Source organism: Curtobacterium sp. MCBA15_008 (assembly GCF_001865065.1).
Lineage (GTDB): Bacteria > Actinomycetota > Actinomycetes > Actinomycetales > Microbacteriaceae > Curtobacterium.
The window spans coordinates 16,887-33,160 of record NZ_MJGN01000007.1 but is presented as its reverse complement, the minus strand read 5'-3'; the positions used below and the strand labels follow the sequence as shown (position 1 = coordinate 33,160).

The following is a 16,274-nucleotide window of genomic DNA, read 5'->3' as shown; positions in this document are numbered from 1 at the left end:
GAGGCAGCTTTCCGGACTGGAGGCGCGGTGCCGGTTGGTGCCGCGCCTCCAGTTCGGCGAGGCGGGCAGCGCCCATGTCACGCGTCGAGCCGGTGATCCGGAAGCCTGCCGCTCGGAGTTGGCGGTTCCGCGGCTCCTCGGCCGAAGGCACCGCGTTGTCGCCGCCGAGCGACTCCGAGCCAAACGAGCATCGCCGCGATGACGATCCACCCCGTCACTGAGAGAGGGCCGACCAAGCGTGGGTCGAAGGGCGGGAAGAGCGCTGACTGGTAGGTGGTGAAGACGTTGAGGCCTGCATGGGCGAGGACGCAGGGCAGCAGTGATCGGCTGTGCAGCCGCAACCAACCGATGAGTACTCCGACGCCCGTGCACGCCACGGTCATCATGCAGACGCCGAGCAGATCCCGCTGGTCGTAGTTGAGGCCGAGCAGGATCGCCGGCGTGTGCCAGACGCCCCAGATGAGCCCGCTGAGCGGGAGCGCCCACCGTGGCGCGAGCTCCACGAGACGTGGCAGGAGCCAGCCGCGCCAACCGACCTCTTCTCCTGCCACCGCGATGCTCGTCACGGCGAGACCGATGGGGAGGTTCACGAGCTGGAGGGCGGCGAGAGCGGCCATCGGTAGCGGCGGCTCGACGCCGGTGAGTTGCACGATCAGGATCTTGAGCGGCGATCGTTCCGGGTCGAGTTCGAGCCATCCGAAGGACAGGCCCAGCGCCCAGCTCCCCACCACGAGAGCCGCCGATGCCGCCGTCGCCCAGAGCCCGATCCGCCAACCACGTCGAGTGAAGAAGGCGTCGAGGCCGACGCCGCGGAGCAGTGCGCGGCCGCGGCGCCGCTCCAGGACGACGGCGACGAGCAGTGCGCTCGCCGCAGGGGTGAACATCATCGCAACCGTGGCGAGATACGTCCCGGGGCTGCCCGCCGGATCGGTGAGGTCGGCGCTGGTCAGGAGCGCCGGTGTGAGGAGGGCCCAGGCACCGCCGTGCGCCAGCGTGATGAACATGATGATTCGTGCGACTTGCAACCTAACCGCCCCCGATGCGTAACATGTCGCACACATTATTGGAACTGTTGCCGAGGGCGCATCCCCGGCGGTTCTCCCGTCGGTCGCAAGCCCAGCGCAGATGGAGGCCGACGATGCCCAGTGGGGGCTCCCGCCCGCTTGATGGACCTTTCCCAGCGGATGGGCCTGGTGGGGAATCCGCTTGAGAGTTCCGGTCACTGGCGCGCGAGTCTTCGCGCAGGCGATGGCCGGCGCGCCGTTCGTGGTCCCCGCGGGCCCTACGCCACCGCCTGGATGCTCGAGTGGGGGAGCATCACGAAGGGACCTGTGGGCACGACGGCCTGGCTCGCACTCGAGGTCGAGCGGCCTGTCGTGCACTACCTTCCCGGCGTGCCCGATGCCGACACGACCGTTGCTGATTTCGTCCACCACACCTCGGGTTTGCCCCGGCTTCCGGCCACGATGCGCGACCGCCTGTTCGGCGACCCGTACCGAGAGCCTGTCGGGGTTCCTCTGCATCTGGCAGCAGCGGTGCCGGCCACGCCCCGAGGCCAGTTCGTGTACTCGAACCTCGGGTACGCGCTGCTCGGCGCATTGCTCGGCGCATTGCTCGGCGCCTTGCTCGACGAGGTGCACGGCGACTGGTTCGCCGCCGTGCGCCAGCACGTCCTCGACCCGGCGGGGATCAGCTCTGCGGCCCTCGTGCCGGCAGACGCAGACCGGGTGGTGGCGAAGCTCTTCGGTCGCACGATCCAGCCGTGGGCGCTCGGGGAGTCGTCGTTCGCGGCGGCCGGCGGCGTCTGGTCCACGTTCGACGATCTCTGCCGCTACGCGTTCTCGACGAACACGGGCTGCCGGCGGCTCACCGCACGGGACTCGTCGTCTGGTCGCAGGCAGGTAGGCCCTGCGGTGGGAGGTGCTGAGTTGGTCAGCGTCAGTGGCGCCAGGAACGGCGTGCGTCCCGGAACCATCGGGGCGTGAGCGGCGGCGGGAGGTACCAGACGCTGCTGGCCCCGACGATGAGTGCGACGATTCCTGTGATCATCAACCAAGTAGGAGTGCCCCGGATGCTCGTGCTGGCACCGATCCAGAAGAGCCCGATGCCGATCCAGAAGAACCCGAAGACCCAGTAGCTCATCCCTTCGTGAGCCCAACGACGCCAGACGCTGGTGTATCCCAACAGGCCGATGATGAAGGGCACGGTGCCCAGCACGAGGAACTGCATCACGAAGCTCCGCGGGATCGGTGACGGCCGACGAGGTCGAGAATCCCCAGGAACACGGTGTCGGACGGAACTGGCCGGAGCAGCGAACCGCCCCCGGTCGCGTCGCGGTGGAAGTACTTCCCGTTCGCCTGAATCAAAGGGAGCCCATCAGTCGAGTCGTGCATCCCGATCTGTACCGAAACCCAGTCCGCTGACCAACATTCCTCAAGGACAGGACCGAGACGCTTCGGACTGGGGACACGCTCGCCGCAAAGCTTCGCGTTCAGAAGATCGTCGTCGAAGACCCGGTCACGATCCGCTTCATCGATCGCTGCCCAGTACGGGTCGAGTGGTAGCCAGGCGATCAAGCGTGCGATCGCCGCCGGGAGCCCCACGATCGACAGCGATTCGGGCGATGTCGCGTGAACTGTAGTCGACTGACTGCGAACGAGTGCTAGGCCGTCCGGGGCAGCGAAGCACGACCATTGCTGAGTCTCGCCTGCGGATTGAAGGACGGAAGCGAGCCGGAATGTCGAGGTCTGCAGCGGTGCGATCACCTCACGCGCCTTGGTCGTTGAACCGCCGAACCGGCTGGTGAGGCCGGCTTCTCGAAGCGCGGTTCCCACCTCCGATGACCGTGTGGCAGTGGAGACCAAACCGCGGTCCTTCGTCGACCAGAGCTGATCGAGCGAGCCAGCCGGTAAGACGTAGTCAGCCGAAGGAGCGACTTGCGAGCCTCGCAGGAAGTCAAGTGATTCCAAAGGCTCGCCGAAGCGCGCCGTGGCCGCTGCGTCGAGCACTGGCAACTGATCGCCAGACTGATTTGTCAGCTCCCGCTCAGCAGTGTTCGAAAGCTCGCTGAACGCTGCAATTTCATCGAAGATCGGGAGCAGGGTGGTGAACGTCGTGAGATCAGCGCTGCACGTCAGATCGATGCGCTGATCGCCGGAGGTGAAGGTGTACTTCGCCACTGCTACGACGACGCGATCGATCTCGTACAGGAAGATCATTCGTCGCCCACGGTTGCCCTGCGCCCAGGGTGAGACCGCCACGATGTGCGTCCAGACCTGGGCCCTCCGGGTCTCGTCGATCGCTGCGAGTGAGTCGGCGGTGATCGAGCCCTGTGTCGGTACGGCGGAGAGAACGACGTTCTCGCGAAAGGCAGGGGTGAGGGGATCGGCCGATGTGACGACCGCGATGGCGTCTTCGTGAGTGTCGTCGACCCTCGTCGCCGGAACTCGAAGGACGCCGACATCCGTGACCCGGGGACGCCAGCCCTCAGTCGAAGCCGTTGCGTCGTCGTCCATCGCCACAGGTTGTCCCACAAGTCCTTTGCTCCTGCACCGATCTTCTCACCAATTCCACTTCCGATCGCGCCGCCGATGAGCCCTCCGACGATGCCCCCGATCGCGGTGCCGGGTCCGGGGAAGACACTGCCGATGACGGCCCCGGCTTCGGCGCAGACCACGGCTCCGCCCCACGCGCCGGCAACCGCTCCACCGCCTTCGAACACGGTGGCCTTGCCTGCGCTGACGGCCTTCTGCTCCGTGGACCATTCGGGATGCGTCTGCGAGTCTTCCTTCCACTGATCCGCGGCCGCTGTACCGAGGGTCAGCGCGGCGCCGGCGACACCCAACGCCCTACCTCTTTTCGCAGCCATCGCAGCTGCGTTCCCCGTCGTCGTCGAGGTTGCGCTCACCAGCGCCTGGTGGGATCGGCTACCCGAACGGATCGCCACGTCGTTCGGCCCCGACGGCAGCCCGAGCGGGTACGGAACACCGTTGGGAACCGCGATCCTGCTCGCGGCGATACAGGCGCTCTTCCTCGTGGCGGCTGTCGGGTCCGCCTTCGCTCGAGACCGGCGCTGAGGGCGCATCTCATGCGCGGTCACCGCGGGGTTCGTCGCCGCGCTCGCGATGAGTTGGTTGATCGTCGTTGGATTGGCGTCTTCGACGTTGAGTCCGACGGCTTGGTGGCTTCCCGCGGCGGCGCCCGTGTGGGCGTTCGTTGCGTACTGGCTGCTCCCCCGCGAGGGGCAGTGGAAGGTGATGCCACTGCCAGCGCGACCTGTCAGCCGGACGGCAGCCGCGCCTCCAGGCCGGATCGACAGCCGCGCACGGGTCGGACGCAACGAACAGAGCGGCCCTCCTCCTTCTGGAGGGGAGCCGCCCTGTGGTTGATGACGACTAACGCGCCGACGGGACCGCCGAGCCGACGAACTCAGCTCGGACGATGTCCGCGCCAGCGGACAGCGCCCCGAGCTTGTCCAGCGCAGCACCCCGCGCCAGCGGAGCCATCCCGCAGTTGGAACTCGGGATGAGCTTGTCCGCGTCGACGAACTCGAGCGCCCGACGGAGCACCTCAGCCACTTCTTCCGGCGTCTCCACGGTCTCGGTCGCGACGTCGATGGCCCCGAGCATGACCTTCTTGCCCCGGATCAGCTCGACGAGCTCGAGCGGAACGTGCGAGTGGATGCACTCCAACGACACGATGTCGATCGACGACTGCTGCAACAGCGGGAACGACTGCTCGTACTGCCGCCACTCCGCCCCGAGCGTCTCCTTCCACTTGTTGTTCGCCTCGATGCCGTAGCCGTAACAGATGTGCACGGCGGTCTCGGCGCGCAGGCCCTCGGTCGCGCGTTCCAGCGCTGCCACACCCCAGTCCTGCACCTCGTCGTGGAAGACGGTGAAGGCGGGCTCGTCGAACTGGATGATGTCGACGCCGGCGGCTTCGAGCTCGCGCGCTTCCTGGTTGAGGATCGTGGCGAACTCCCACGCCAGCTTCTCGCGGCTCTTGTAGTGCTGGTCGGAGAGCGTGTCGATCATGGTCATCGGGCCGGGGAGTGCCCACTTGATCGGCCGGTCCGTCTGGGCGCGCAGGAACTTCGCGTCCTCGACGAAGACCGGCTTCCGACGGCTCACGGCACCGACGACGGTCGGGACGGCCGCGTCGTACCGGTCACGGATCCGGACGGTCTCCTTGCGCTCGAGGTCGACACCGTCCAGGTGCTCGATGAACGTCGTGACGAAGTGCTGACGGGTCTGCTCGCCGTCGCTCACGATGTCGATGCCGCGGCGTTCCTGCTCGTGGACGGCGGAGCGGAGTGCGTCCTGCTTGCCCTCGGTCAGCGCTGCCCCTTCCAGCAGCCAGGGGGACCAGAGCCGCTCGGGCTCGGCGAGCCAGGACGGTTTCGGCAGGCTGCCGACGATCGAGGTGGGGAGGAGAGAACTCATGGAGGTGATGGTCCAGACGGTCAGCGGGCGGGGACGGAGTCGGCAGCGAAACGCGAGAGGAGCGCGTGGTGCGGCGTCACGAGGTGCTCCTCGGTCCACCGACCCTGGGTGATCCCGAGGCGGCTGCGCTCCTCACGGTCGTAGGTGACCGGGGTGGGCGTGAAGTCGGTGTGGTCGAGGGTGGGGTGGTAGGTGCTCCCGGCCGGGGTGTTCGCGGCGTAGATCTCCGGGCGGTAGATCTTCTGGAACGTCTCCATGGTGGCGATCGTGCCGATCAGCTGGAGGTCCGTGTAGTCCCCGGTCAGGTCGCCGCGCGTGTAGAAGGCGAGCGGGGCCGACGCTCCGGCGGGCTGGAAGTACCGGACCCGCATGCCCATCCGGCCGAAGTAGTCGTCGGTGAGCGACGAGTGCTCGTGCTCGTACTCGGCGCCGAGGACGGGGTGGACGTACTCGGTCCGGCGGTAGGTCTGGCTCGTCGAGACGCTGATGCAGACGACGGGCTCGCCACTGAAGTGCGAGTGGAACGCGGACGACTCCAGGAAGCGCTGGAAGAGGGCCCCGTGCAGCGCCCCGAAGTCAGACGGCAAGCCCGGCGATGACGGCAGCAGCACCGAGAAGTCGTAGTCGCGCAGGTACGACGAGAAGTTGTTGCCGAGGATGCCGTGGTGGTGCTCGCCGGTGTGCTGGTCGACGATCGTGACGTCGAGCATCTCGAGCAGCGGGAACACGGCGTCCGCTCCTCCGTCGGAGAACGCCAGTGCGGCCGAGACGATGTCGAGTTGCAGGCGGTAGCGGTCACCGGCAGCCAAGAGCTCGTTCGCACGCCCGTCGATCATCGCCAGCGCAGCACGGAGGTTCTGCTGACGGTGCTCGCCGCGCGCCAGGTTGGCGAAGTTCGTGGTCAGCCGGGAGCTGTCCGCGGGGGAGTAGTCCTCGTCGAAGCGGGTCCTGGTGATGCTGAAGGTGAGGTCGTTCGCCATGGTCGGCAATCTGTTCGTCGAGCGCCCGAGGGCACTGGGGAAGGGGTACGTCGATCATGACGGGAACGGCAGGCCATCAGGTAATACCGAGACGCTATAGGGCGGTATAGCCTCGGCCTATGGCTCGGGTCCCGAACGACATCACCCTGCAGCAGCTCCGCTACTTCATCGAGGTCGCGACCGAGGGCTCGATCAGCGCCGCTGCCGATCTGCTCTACGTGTCGCAACCGACGATGTCCGCGGCGATGAAGGACCTCGAGACCCGGATCGGGCGTCCCCTCTTCGTCCGATCGGCCAGGGGAGTCGTCCTCACCGTCGACGGCGTCGAGTTCCTCGGGTACGCCCGGCAGGTCATCGAGCAGGTCTCCCTGCTCGAACAGCGCTACGTCGGCCGGCAGCGGTCGCGTCGGCTGCTCGGGGTGTCCTCGCAGCACTACTCGTTCGCCGTCGAGGCCTTCGTCCGCATGGTCGAGGCGGCGGCCGCGGACGAGTACGAGTTCTCGCTGCGCGAGACACGCACCTGGGACATCATCGAGGACGTCCGCACCCTGCGGAGCGAGGTGGGCATCCTCTACCGCAACGACTTCAACAAGCAGGTGCTCGGCAAGCTGCTGCGGGACGCCGGGGTCGTGTTCACGCCGCTGTTCGTCGCGCAGCCGCACATCTTCGTGGCCAAGCGCAACCCGCTGGCGTCACGGGAGCGGGCGACTCTCGAAGACCTCGCGGACCTGCCTCGGCTGACCTTCGACCAGGGCGCGAACAACTCCTTCTACCTGGCCGAGGAGATCCTGTCGACGATGTCGAGTAAGCGGGAGATCCGCGTGTCGGACCGGGCGACGATCTTCAACCTCATGATCGGCCTCGGCGGCTACACGATCTCCACCGGGCTGATCAGTGACGACCTGGACCCCGAGATCGTCGCCATCCCCCTCGACGTCGACGAACGCATCGAGATCGGCTGGATCGCGCACGCTTCGGTTCCCCTCACCGTGCAGGCGCAGACCTACCTGGACGAGTTGCGCGCGGTGGTCACCAGTTACGGCGTCGAGCCGCTCGGGTAGGCAGGCGGCGGACCCGCGGGTCCGGTGGATCCGGCGGGTCCGGCGGTCGGCCTGGAGGCCCGTCACGCGTCCGTCAGGAGGCTGCGGTCTCGATCATCGCCGTCACGTGCGGCGCGCTCCACCGCAGGAGCGCGTCAGCAGGTGGACTCTCGAGGTCCTCGCCCCAGATCGCGACGGCCGCGCCCGACATCGGAGCAGCGAGACGTGCTCCGGAGTCGCCGTCCCACGTCCGGAGCGACCAGTGCTCGCGGAGGTCCGTGACGGTGTACTCGCTGTCGGCCGGGTCGAGGTCGGTCGGCACCTCGTAGAGGTAGTACGAGTTGTAGTTGAGCAGGTCGATCCCGGCCTTCTGCAGGTCGACCGCACTCGCCCGGTGCGCTCGGCGTTCGCGGCGCTCGGCTGCGTCCCCGGTGTCGCCGTCGAAGCTCCAGTACGTGACGTGGATGCGCGGATCCAGTCGCCCGACCGCAGCACGATCGATCCCGTCGTTCCAGGCCCACACCTCGCGGTTGCCGAGCGCGGCCGCCATCGCGTTCATCCATGCGACGCGTTGGGCGGCGGTGACGTCGCCGCCCCATTCGTCTCCGCCGATGTGCACGGTGCGGCTGGACGGGAACGTCCGCTGCACCTCCGCGTACAGCTGGGTCGCCAGCGTCAGACTGCCGGGCGCCGAGGGATCGAGCTCGCTTTCGTCCGAACGGATGCGATCGACCCACTGCTTGCCGTGTTTCGCCTCGAGCAAGTCGAAGGCAGCAGCCATGTGGCCGGGAGTGTCGATCTCGGGCACGATCGCGATGCCCCGCTTCGCCGCGTGGTCGGCGATCGCGCGTGCCTGTGCGGCGCTGAGGAACGGACGACCGGTCACTCGACTCGTGTAGACGCCGTGATCGAGATCAGCGTTCGCGAGGGTCTGACCGAGGACCTTGCTCTCGATCCCGACGTTCTGGTCATCGGTGAGGTGGAGGTGCAGGAAGCGGCCACCGTTGCCGGCGAGCAGGTCGATGTACCGGTTGATCAACGCCACCGGGTAGTAGGCGCGAGCGACGTCGAGCATCACACCCGTCTCGGGACGTGCGCGTTTCGTGGGTGTGGTGGTGACGGTCGAAGCAGACGTGCGGCAGTGCTGCCCGGAGTACGCGCCCGCGCAGGCGAGGACCGAGTACTTCCCGGCCGTGGCACGGGAAGGCGCCCGGTGGGTGGCGTGGACCGTGGTGCTCGCACCCGCGGCGAGTGCCTTCACCGTGGCCGGGCCGAGCGTGTACTTCTTGCTGCCGGTGGACAGGGACAGCCACGCGGAGGACGCCGGCAACCGCGCGGAAGTGGTGTTCTCGACCTGCAGGGTGGTGTGCACGGCGGTGCCGGTGGTGGACGCGGTGACCTTCGTGACCGTCACCGTCGAGGCTGCGGTGTCCGCTGATCCGGCCGTTGCACGGATGCCGATCAGAGCTGCGGCCGACAAGGCGATCGCCAGACCGACCGCAAGCATGCGTCTGGCAGACGTTCCGGGAACCACGTTCCCCTGCTGACGCACCACGATGTTCTCCCCCTCGGGCACCCCTTGCCCTCGCTGGGTCAGGATGCGCGCACGATCGTATCCGCACCGCGGAAAAGGCACACACCCAGCGACGTGCAGACGGGCTTCTCAACGGACCTCCGCGCTCGACCACAGCTCACGCACGAGACTCCGACCTTCACGGCTGCACACCTGTACGCACCACGACCTCGCAGCCGCGATGACACCGTGAAGTCGCCCTTGACTACGTAGACAACGGCGTGGTTGTCTTGCTCCCACACCCGGTTCCGGCCGGTCCCACGGAGCAGCGAAGGAGCTGACGATGAGCGGCAATGCATCGGTGCACCGCCTCCGTCCGGCCTCCATGACCGACGTCGCGACCCTGGCCGGCGTCTCCCAGAAGACCGTCTCCCGCGTGGTGAACGACGAACCACACGTCACCGAGGCGGTCCGCGCCCGCGTCCTCGAAGCAATCGACGAACTGGGTTTCCGCCCGAACGCCGCGGCCCGCTCCCTCAAGTCGCAGCGCTCCCGCCGCATCGGCCTGATCACCATCGGCACGGACCTCTACGGCCCGACCTCGATGCTCACCGGCGTCGAGCAGGCCTGCCGCGCCAACGGCTACAGCCTGGCCATCGTCCGCACCGTCGCGGCGACCGCGTCCGAGCTCCAGCCGGCGGTCGACTCGCTCGTCGGCCAGGACGTCGAGGCGATCGTCTTCTCCGAGCCGGTCGAGAACCAGATGGACCAGCTCCGCCTGCCCCAGGGCGTGACGGTGCTGACGCTCGGGCCGCCGGACGTGGCTGACCGGGAGAACACCCTGGCGGTCGGTCTCGACGAGAGCGGCGCTGCCTTCGCGGCCACCGATCACCTGCTGGCCCTCGGCCACGAGACGGTGTGGCACATCGCGGGTCCGGCCGACTGGACCTCGAGTTCACGTCGGCTGGCGGGGTGGCGGGCGGCGCTGCGGGACGCCGGCGTCGCCGAGCACGCACCGGCCGAGGGGGACTGGTCGCCGCAGAGCGGTTACGAGGCCATGCGTTCGTTGCTCGGACGTCCGGACCTGACGGCGGTCTTCGTGGCGAACGACCAGATGGCGATCGGCGCGATGTCCGCCATCCAGCAGCACGGGTTGTCCGTGCCGGGTGACGTCAGCATCGTGGGCTTCGACGACATGCCGATCTCCGCCTACCTGCCGACACCGCTCACGACCATCCGTCAGGACTTCGACGAGGCCACCCGCCTCGCGATGCACCGCCTGTTCCGCACGCTCGACGGGTACCCGCCGGCCGAGCGTCACCGCATGCTGCCCGGCCAGCTGATCACGCGTGCCACCAGCGCGCCACCGTCGCCCGAGCGGAGTCACCTCCGCCCCACCGGCTGAACCCCCGGACGGGAGGCGCAGCGTGCGTCCGTCCCGTGAGTGAGCGCTCACGAGCGCTCGCCGCCACCTCCGTAATCACCTCGACGACGACGTCAGGAGACCTCCGTGACCCCAGTACCCAGGCGACTTTCCCCACCTGCGCCACCCGCGCCTCCGGGTCGTGGGCCGAGCCGACGCGACCTGCTCCGGTGGGGCGCCGCCGCTGGCGGCAGCATTGCCCTCGGCGCGCTGCTCGCCGGCTGCTCCCCGCAGTCGACGGCCGCCGTCCGTTCCGGACACGCCGACCTGTCCTTCTGGACGCACGACCCCGGCTACGAGAAGTTCTTCACCGAGGCGCTGCCGGTCGCCGACCGGAAGTCGGACTTCGACTTCGCACTCGACATCACCACGATCGCAGCGGCGGACATCCCGACGAAACTCATCGCGCAGGCCGTCGCCGGCACCGGGACGCCGGACGTCGCCGGACTTGAGATCGGGGCGTTCTGCCGGATGCTCCGCGGTGACATCGCGGCCGAGCTCCTGAGCGACCTGTCGCCGTCGGTGGCCTCCCGCAAGGACGACCTGATCGGTGCGCGACTCACGCCGTTCTCGAAGGACGGGCACCTGTACGCGCTCGACTCCGACACCCCACTGTGCGTCTACTATCACCGCGCCGACCAGTTCAAGGCCCTCGGGATCCCGGACGACCTGACGACGTGGGAGGAGTACATGGACGTCGGGGCAAAGCTCAACAAGAGCAAGGGTGTCTCGCTGCACGCCGTGGCGGTCACCGACCCGGGCGGGACACTGCAGAGCTACCAGATCCTGCTGCTCCAGCGCGGCGGCGACCTGTACGACGAGGACGGCGGCATCGCCATCCAGACGCCCGAGGCCGAGCGCACCCTGCGGTTCCTCGTCGACGGGGTGCAGTCCGGTGCGATCGCGACGGTCGCCGACATGTACGGACCCAGCCTGCAGTCCGGGCTGAAGGGCGGCACGATCCTGGCCGTCGACATGCCGTCCTGGTACGCCAGCTACGGCATCAAGCCGAACGTGCCCGAGCAGAAGGGCAAGTGGAAGGTGCGGAACCTGCCCCGGTTCGCCGGCGGTGGCAGCACGACGAGCGTCGGCGGCGGGACGGGGTTCTCGGTGCTCCGCGACAAGCCGCTCACGAAGGCGGGGATCGACCTCGTGCTCGCCGCGTACCTCGACCCGGACCAGCAGGTGAAGCGGTACCAGGACCTCGGGTACCTGCCGACCCTGCGCTCGGTCTACGACGACCCACGGCTCGCGGCGCTGAGTGACCCGTACTTCGGCGGGCAGCAGCTGTTCGGCGTTTACAAGTCCGTCGTCGACGACGTGCCCTCGCAGCACCAGAGCGCAGACGCCTCGATCCTGCAGACCGTCCTGAGCGGCTACCTCATCAAGGCCTACAAGGGCCAGATCTCCCCGAAGCAGGCGCTCGACGCCGCTGCGGCCGACTTCCGCGGCCAGACCCGCGCCTGAGGAGGACGACGTTGTCCACATCAACCGCCACCGGCATCCCGGTGTCCGCCACCACGACCACCACCGATCCACCCGATCGGCGTCGCCGCCGCCTGAACACGAACGGTGGCAGCGCGCCGTACCTCTTCATCGCGCCGTTCTACGTGCTGTACGGCCTGTTCATGATCGTGCCGGTGCTCGCCGCCGTGTACCTGTCGCTCACCGAGTGGGTCGGCCTCGGCACACCGAACTGGGTGGGCCTGTCGAACTACGTGAACCTGTTCCGGGACACCAGCTTCGGCACGGCCCTGGTCAACTCGCTGATCTACACGCTCATCGCGGTGTTCGTCATCGTGCCGTGCTCGTTGCTCGTCGCGCAGGCGCTCAACGCCAAGGGGCTCCGCGCCCGGGACCTCTTCCGGGTGACGTTCTTCATCCCGATGGTGCTGTCGCCGATCGTCATCGCGCTCATCTACAGCCTGGTGTTCGACACGAACTACGGCCTGCTCAACGCCACGCTCAAGGCGCTGTTCGGGCTGCCGAACACCGACTGGCTCGGTGACCCGACGCTCGCGAAGGTCGCCATCGGCTTCGTGCTCCTCTGGCGCACGGTCGGGTACCTGACGATCTTCTTCCTGGCGGCGCTGCAGAACGTGTCGCCCGAGCAGTACGAGGCGGCGTCGCTCGACGGCGCCGGCACCTTCCGGAAGTTCACCAACGTGACGCTCCCGGCGATCCGCCCCGTCACGGCGTTCGTCGTCGTGACGAGCTTCATCAGCGCCGCCCAGCTGTTCGACGAGCCCTACCTGCTCACCAAGGGCGGCCCGGGCGAAGCCACGCTGTCCGTCGCCATGTTCATCTACCGCGCCGCCTTCGAACGGCAGCAGTTCGGGTACGCGGCAGCCGCCGGTGTCGTGCTGTTCGTCATCGTGTTCGGGGTCAGCCAGATCCTCAACCGCGCACTCGCCATCGGGAGGGACGCATGACCGCCACCACCGACCGCCTGGACACCCGGGCCGTCACGACCGCCGGGGGCCGACCGCCCCGCTCCGGACCGCCGCGCACGAAGGGATGGCTCGCCCGCCGCGGTCTGCTCTACGCGACGCTCGTGGCGCTGCTGCTGGTGTTCGTCTTCCCGCTGCTCTGGGCGCTGTCCGGCTCCTTCAAGCAGCGCGGTGACATCTTCGCGACGCCGCCTACGCTCATCCCGAACCCGGCGACGGGGGAGAACTACACGAACCTGCTCGCCACCCAGCCGTTCTGGGCCTGGTTCGGCATCAGTGTCGGCACCGCCCTGATCGCGACCGTCGTGTCCGTGTTCGTCTGCGCGATGGCCGGGTACGGGTTCGCGAAGTTCCGGTTCCGGGGCAAGCGGATCCTGTTCGCGGTGATGTTCTCGTCGCTCTCGGTGCCGTTCGCGGTGATCCTCGTACCGCTCTTCATCCTGGTGGTGAAGTCCGGGCTGACGAACCCGTGGTTCTCGCTCGTCGTACCGTGGGTGGCGCCCGCGTTCGGCATCTTCATGATGCAGCAGTTCATCGTGCAGGCGATCCCCGACGAACTCATCGAGGCGGCCCGCATCGACGGCAACTCGGAGTTCGGCACGTTCCGCCGCGTCGTGCTCCCGCTGCTCCGGCCGTCGCTCGGCGCCCTGGCGGTGTGGAGCTTCCTGCAGAGCTACAACTCGTTCCAGTGGCCGTTGGTCCTGCTGTCCGACTCGAGCCAGTACACGCTGCCCCTCGGCCTCAACGCGATCTTCGCGTCGGAGAACCGGTCGTACGACCTGGTGCTCGCCGGCGCCGTGCTGGCCAGCGTGCCGACGATCCTCGTCTTCCTGCTCCTCCGCAAGCAGCTGCTCGACGGCCTGACCGCGGGGGCGGTCAAGGGATGACCGCAACCCCTCCCTCCCACCGCACCTTCTCGAACGGAGCACCCCGCACCATGCAGCACGACCGCGTCCTCTTCGGCGCCGCCTACTACCACGAGTACCAGCCGACCCCTCGGCTCGACGAGGACATGCGCCTCATGCAGCAGGCCGGCTTCTCGGTCATCCGCGTCGGCGAATCCGTCTGGAGCACCTGGGAGCCGGAGAACGGCCGTTTCGACCTCGAGTGGCTCGCACCGGTGCTCGACGCCGCCCGCGAACACGGCATCCGGGTGGTGCTCGGCACCCCGACCTACGCCGTCCCGATGTGGCTCGCGCGCATCGTGCCCGAGATCAACGTCCGCCGCCGGACCGACGGCGAGGCGATGGGGTGGGGTGCCCGGCAGGAGATCGACTACGCCCACCCGGCGTTCCTGTTCCACGCCGAGCGGGTCATCCGGAAGATCGTCGCCCGCTACGCCGACCACCCCGCCGTGATCGGGTACCAGGTCGACAACGAGCCGGGCAACGAGCTGATCGCCAACCCCGAAGTGTTCCAACGGTTCGTCGACCACCTGCGTCACACCTACGGCAGCGTCGAACGGCTCAACGAGGAGTGGGGCCTCACCTACTGGTCGCACCGCCTGTCCACGTGGGCGGACCTGTGGACCCCGGACGGCAACGCGCAGCCGCAGTACGACCTGGCGTGGCGGCGGTTCCAGGCCTCGATCACCACGGACTTCATCGCCTGGCAGGCATCGGTCGTGCGGGAGTACTCGCGTGACGACCAGTTCGTCACGACCTGCATCGCGTACGAGCGGCCGACCGTCGAGGACGAGGTGCTCACCCGGGCGCTCGACGTCACCGCCGGCAACCCGTACTACCGGATGCAGGACGCCCTCGAGCTCCCCAGTGCCGACGAGCCCGCCCAGTTCTGGACCTCGTCCGGCGCCTGGTCGATCGTCGTTTCGGGTGACCGCATGTACGGGTCGAAGCAGGCGCCGTTCCTGGTCACCGAGACGAACGCGCAGGCCATCGGGTTCTCGTGGATGAACGAACCCGCCTACGAGGGGCAGTGGCGCCAGGCGGCCTGGGCGCTCGTGTCTCGCGGGGCCTCGATGATCGAGTACTGGCACTGGCACACGCTGCACTACGGCGTCGAGACGTACTGGGGCGGGGTGCTGCCGCACTCGCAGCAGCCCGGCCGCACCTACGAGGAGATCGCCCGCATCGGCGCCGAGTTCGCCCACGCGGGGGACCGGGTCGCCGGACTCCGCCCGCACGCCGACGTCGCCCTGCTGTTCTCGAACGAGTCCAAGTGGGCACTCAACGAGCACCCGGCACTCGGGGACGGCATGGAGCCCGACCGGCGCTCGTGGCAGACCGTCTACGACGCCTTCGCCCGCGGGGTGTTCGACGCCGGACTGCAGGCGAACACCGTGCACCCCTCGCAGGTGTTCGACCGCGACCCGGCGTCCGTCGCCGCCGAACGACCGGTGCTCGTCGCTGCGGCGTTCACCATCGCGACCGACGCCCAGCTGCAGTGGCTCGCCTCCTACGCCGAAGCCGGAGGCCACCTGGTCGTCGGCATCCGCACCGGCTACGAGGACGAGGAAGCGCGCGCCCGACTCGAACGGAAGCCGGCGTTCCTCGACGTCGCCGCCGGCGTGCACTACGACGAGTTCAGCAACCTCGAACGCCGCGTCCCCGTTTCGGCCGGACCGGCCGCCGCGGACCATGGGTTCACCTTGCCGGCCGGGGCGACGGCCACCCGGTGGGCCGACGGCCTGCTCGTCGACGACGCCGACGTGCTCGTCGGGTACGACCATCCGCACCACGGTCGCTTCGCCGCGGTCACGACCCGCGCGCACGGCGCCGGTCGGGTGACCTACGTCGGCACGGTGCCGGACCCGGCGCTCGCCGCGGCGGTCATCGACTGGGCGGCTTCGCGGGAGAGCGGGGCGCCGGACTGGCGTCCGCAGGTCGACACCCAGTCGGTGCAGAGCGCGGTCAACGGACGTGGGGAGACCGTGCACGTCGTGCACAACTGGTCGTGGACGCCGAGCACCTTCCAGCTGCCGGTCGAGGCGGAGGACGTCCTCGACGGCACGACGCTCGCCGCCGGGTCCGAGCTGTCGCTCGGGGCGTGGGACGTGCGGGTGGTGGCCGTGCGGTAGGGGACCCGCACGGGACGGGAGACGCGGTGCCGGTCGGCACCGCGCCTCCTGTCCGCCGTCAGGTCACCTGCGGTGGTCAGACGATGGTGCTGCCCCCGTCGACGAGGAGCTCGCTCCCCGTCATGCCGGAGCTCTGTTCGGACGCGAGGAAGAGGACGGTGGCAGCGACCTCCTCCGGGCGCAGGAGCCGACCGAAGGGGAGTCCGCTCGCGACCTGGTCCACCCACGCGGCAGAGTCGCCGGACGCCAGTCCCACGACCCCGGGTGTCTCGGTCGGACCGGGGACGGCGGTGTTGATCCGGATCCCACGGGGCGCGAGTTCCGCGGCCCACGTGCGGGTCAGTGCTGCGACCGCTGCCTTCGATGCGCCGTACAGCCCGAGCACGG

Annotated in this window: 15 protein-coding genes; 8 read left to right on the top strand and 7 right to left on the bottom strand. The window is 68.6% G+C overall.

The features are described from left to right. Positions 1-77: 77 nt before the first annotated feature. Complete coding sequence (locus BIU96_RS03420; RefSeq protein WP_071291216.1) at positions 78-1,004, bottom strand: CPBP family intramembrane glutamic endopeptidase; 927 nt, start codon at positions 1,002-1,004, stop codon at positions 78-80. Positions 1,005-1,166: 162 nt separating this feature from the next. On the opposite strand from BIU96_RS03420, the gene BIU96_RS03415 reads away from it, so the two are divergent. Continuing rightward, complete coding sequence (locus BIU96_RS03415; protein ID WP_139199750.1) at positions 1,167-1,985, top strand: serine hydrolase; 819 nt, start codon at positions 1,167-1,169, stop codon at positions 1,983-1,985. Here the strand turns inward: BIU96_RS03415 and BIU96_RS03410 are convergent. Together BIU96_RS03410 and BIU96_RS03405 are read right to left on the bottom strand one after the other, a co-directional pair. Then, complete coding sequence (locus tag BIU96_RS03410; RefSeq protein WP_139199748.1) at positions 1,939-2,229, bottom strand: hypothetical protein; 291 nt, start codon at positions 2,227-2,229, stop codon at positions 1,939-1,941. The two genes, BIU96_RS03415 and BIU96_RS03410, sit on opposite strands and share 47 nt — an antisense overlap. After that, positions 2,229-3,515 (bottom strand): hypothetical protein, encoded by a 1,287-nt coding sequence (locus BIU96_RS03405; RefSeq protein ID WP_139199746.1) that lies wholly within the window; start codon positions 3,513-3,515, stop codon positions 2,229-2,231. Before BIU96_RS03405 ends, BIU96_RS03410 begins: the two co-directional genes overlap by 1 nt. A gap of 351 nt (positions 3,516-3,866) precedes the next feature. Between BIU96_RS03405 and BIU96_RS20470 the strand changes: the two genes are divergently transcribed. After that, the gene (locus BIU96_RS20470; protein WP_083402618.1) at positions 3,867-4,076 is read left to right on the top strand and encodes a DUF1648 domain-containing protein; all 210 of its coding nucleotides are present in this window, start codon (positions 3,867-3,869) and stop codon (positions 4,074-4,076) included. A 318-nt stretch (positions 4,077-4,394) separates the two neighbouring features. Here BIU96_RS20470 and BIU96_RS03400 read toward each other — a convergent pair whose 3' ends face one another. Continuing rightward, a complete protein-coding gene (locus tag BIU96_RS03400; protein WP_071291212.1) occupies positions 4,395-5,444 on the bottom strand; it encodes a methionine synthase in 1,050 nt (349 codons plus the stop codon). A 20-nt stretch (positions 5,445-5,464) separates the two neighbouring features. Then, positions 5,465-6,424, bottom strand: coding sequence for a putative oxygenase MesX (locus tag BIU96_RS03395; protein WP_071291211.1), 960 nt, complete (start codon positions 6,422-6,424; stop codon positions 5,465-5,467). Between the two features lie 119 nt (positions 6,425-6,543). On the opposite strand from BIU96_RS03395, the gene BIU96_RS03390 reads away from it, so the two are divergent. Further along, complete coding sequence (locus BIU96_RS03390) at positions 6,544-7,485, top strand: LysR family transcriptional regulator (protein ID WP_071291210.1); 942 nt, start codon at positions 6,544-6,546, stop codon at positions 7,483-7,485. Positions 7,486-7,558: 73 nt separating this feature from the next. On the opposite strand, the gene BIU96_RS03385 is transcribed toward BIU96_RS03390, so the two are convergent. After that, positions 7,559-8,878, bottom strand: coding sequence for a family 20 glycosylhydrolase (locus tag BIU96_RS03385; protein ID WP_175477444.1), 1,320 nt, complete (start codon positions 8,876-8,878; stop codon positions 7,559-7,561). Between the two features lie 442 nt (positions 8,879-9,320). Between BIU96_RS03385 and BIU96_RS03380 the strand changes: the two genes are divergently transcribed. From BIU96_RS03380 to BIU96_RS03360, 5 genes are all read left to right on the top strand, one after another. Beyond that, the gene (locus BIU96_RS03380; RefSeq protein ID WP_071291208.1) at positions 9,321-10,382 is read left to right on the top strand and encodes a LacI family DNA-binding transcriptional regulator; all 1,062 of its coding nucleotides are present in this window, start codon (positions 9,321-9,323) and stop codon (positions 10,380-10,382) included. A 105-nt stretch (positions 10,383-10,487) separates the two neighbouring features. Then, positions 10,488-11,867, top strand: a complete 1,380-nt coding sequence (locus BIU96_RS03375; RefSeq protein ID WP_083402617.1) for an ABC transporter substrate-binding protein — start codon at positions 10,488-10,490, stop codon at positions 11,865-11,867. A gap of 11 nt (positions 11,868-11,878) precedes the next feature. Further along, positions 11,879-12,832, top strand: coding sequence for a carbohydrate ABC transporter permease (locus BIU96_RS03370; protein WP_071291207.1), 954 nt, complete (start codon positions 11,879-11,881; stop codon positions 12,830-12,832). Next, complete coding sequence (locus tag BIU96_RS03365; RefSeq protein WP_083402616.1) at positions 12,829-13,737, top strand: carbohydrate ABC transporter permease; 909 nt, start codon at positions 12,829-12,831, stop codon at positions 13,735-13,737. Before BIU96_RS03370 ends, BIU96_RS03365 begins: the two co-directional genes overlap by 4 nt. Beyond that, complete coding sequence (locus tag BIU96_RS03360) at positions 13,734-15,887, top strand: beta-galactosidase (protein WP_254785931.1); 2,154 nt, start codon at positions 13,734-13,736, stop codon at positions 15,885-15,887. The genes BIU96_RS03365 and BIU96_RS03360 overlap by 4 nt, the downstream gene beginning before the upstream one ends. A 76-nt stretch (positions 15,888-15,963) precedes the next feature. Here BIU96_RS03360 and BIU96_RS03355 read toward each other — a convergent pair whose 3' ends face one another. After that, the gene (locus BIU96_RS03355; protein ID WP_083402615.1) at positions 15,964-16,272 is read right to left on the bottom strand and encodes an SDR family NAD(P)-dependent oxidoreductase; all 309 of its coding nucleotides are present in this window, start codon (positions 16,270-16,272) and stop codon (positions 15,964-15,966) included. Between the last annotated feature and the right edge of the window lie 2 nt (positions 16,273-16,274).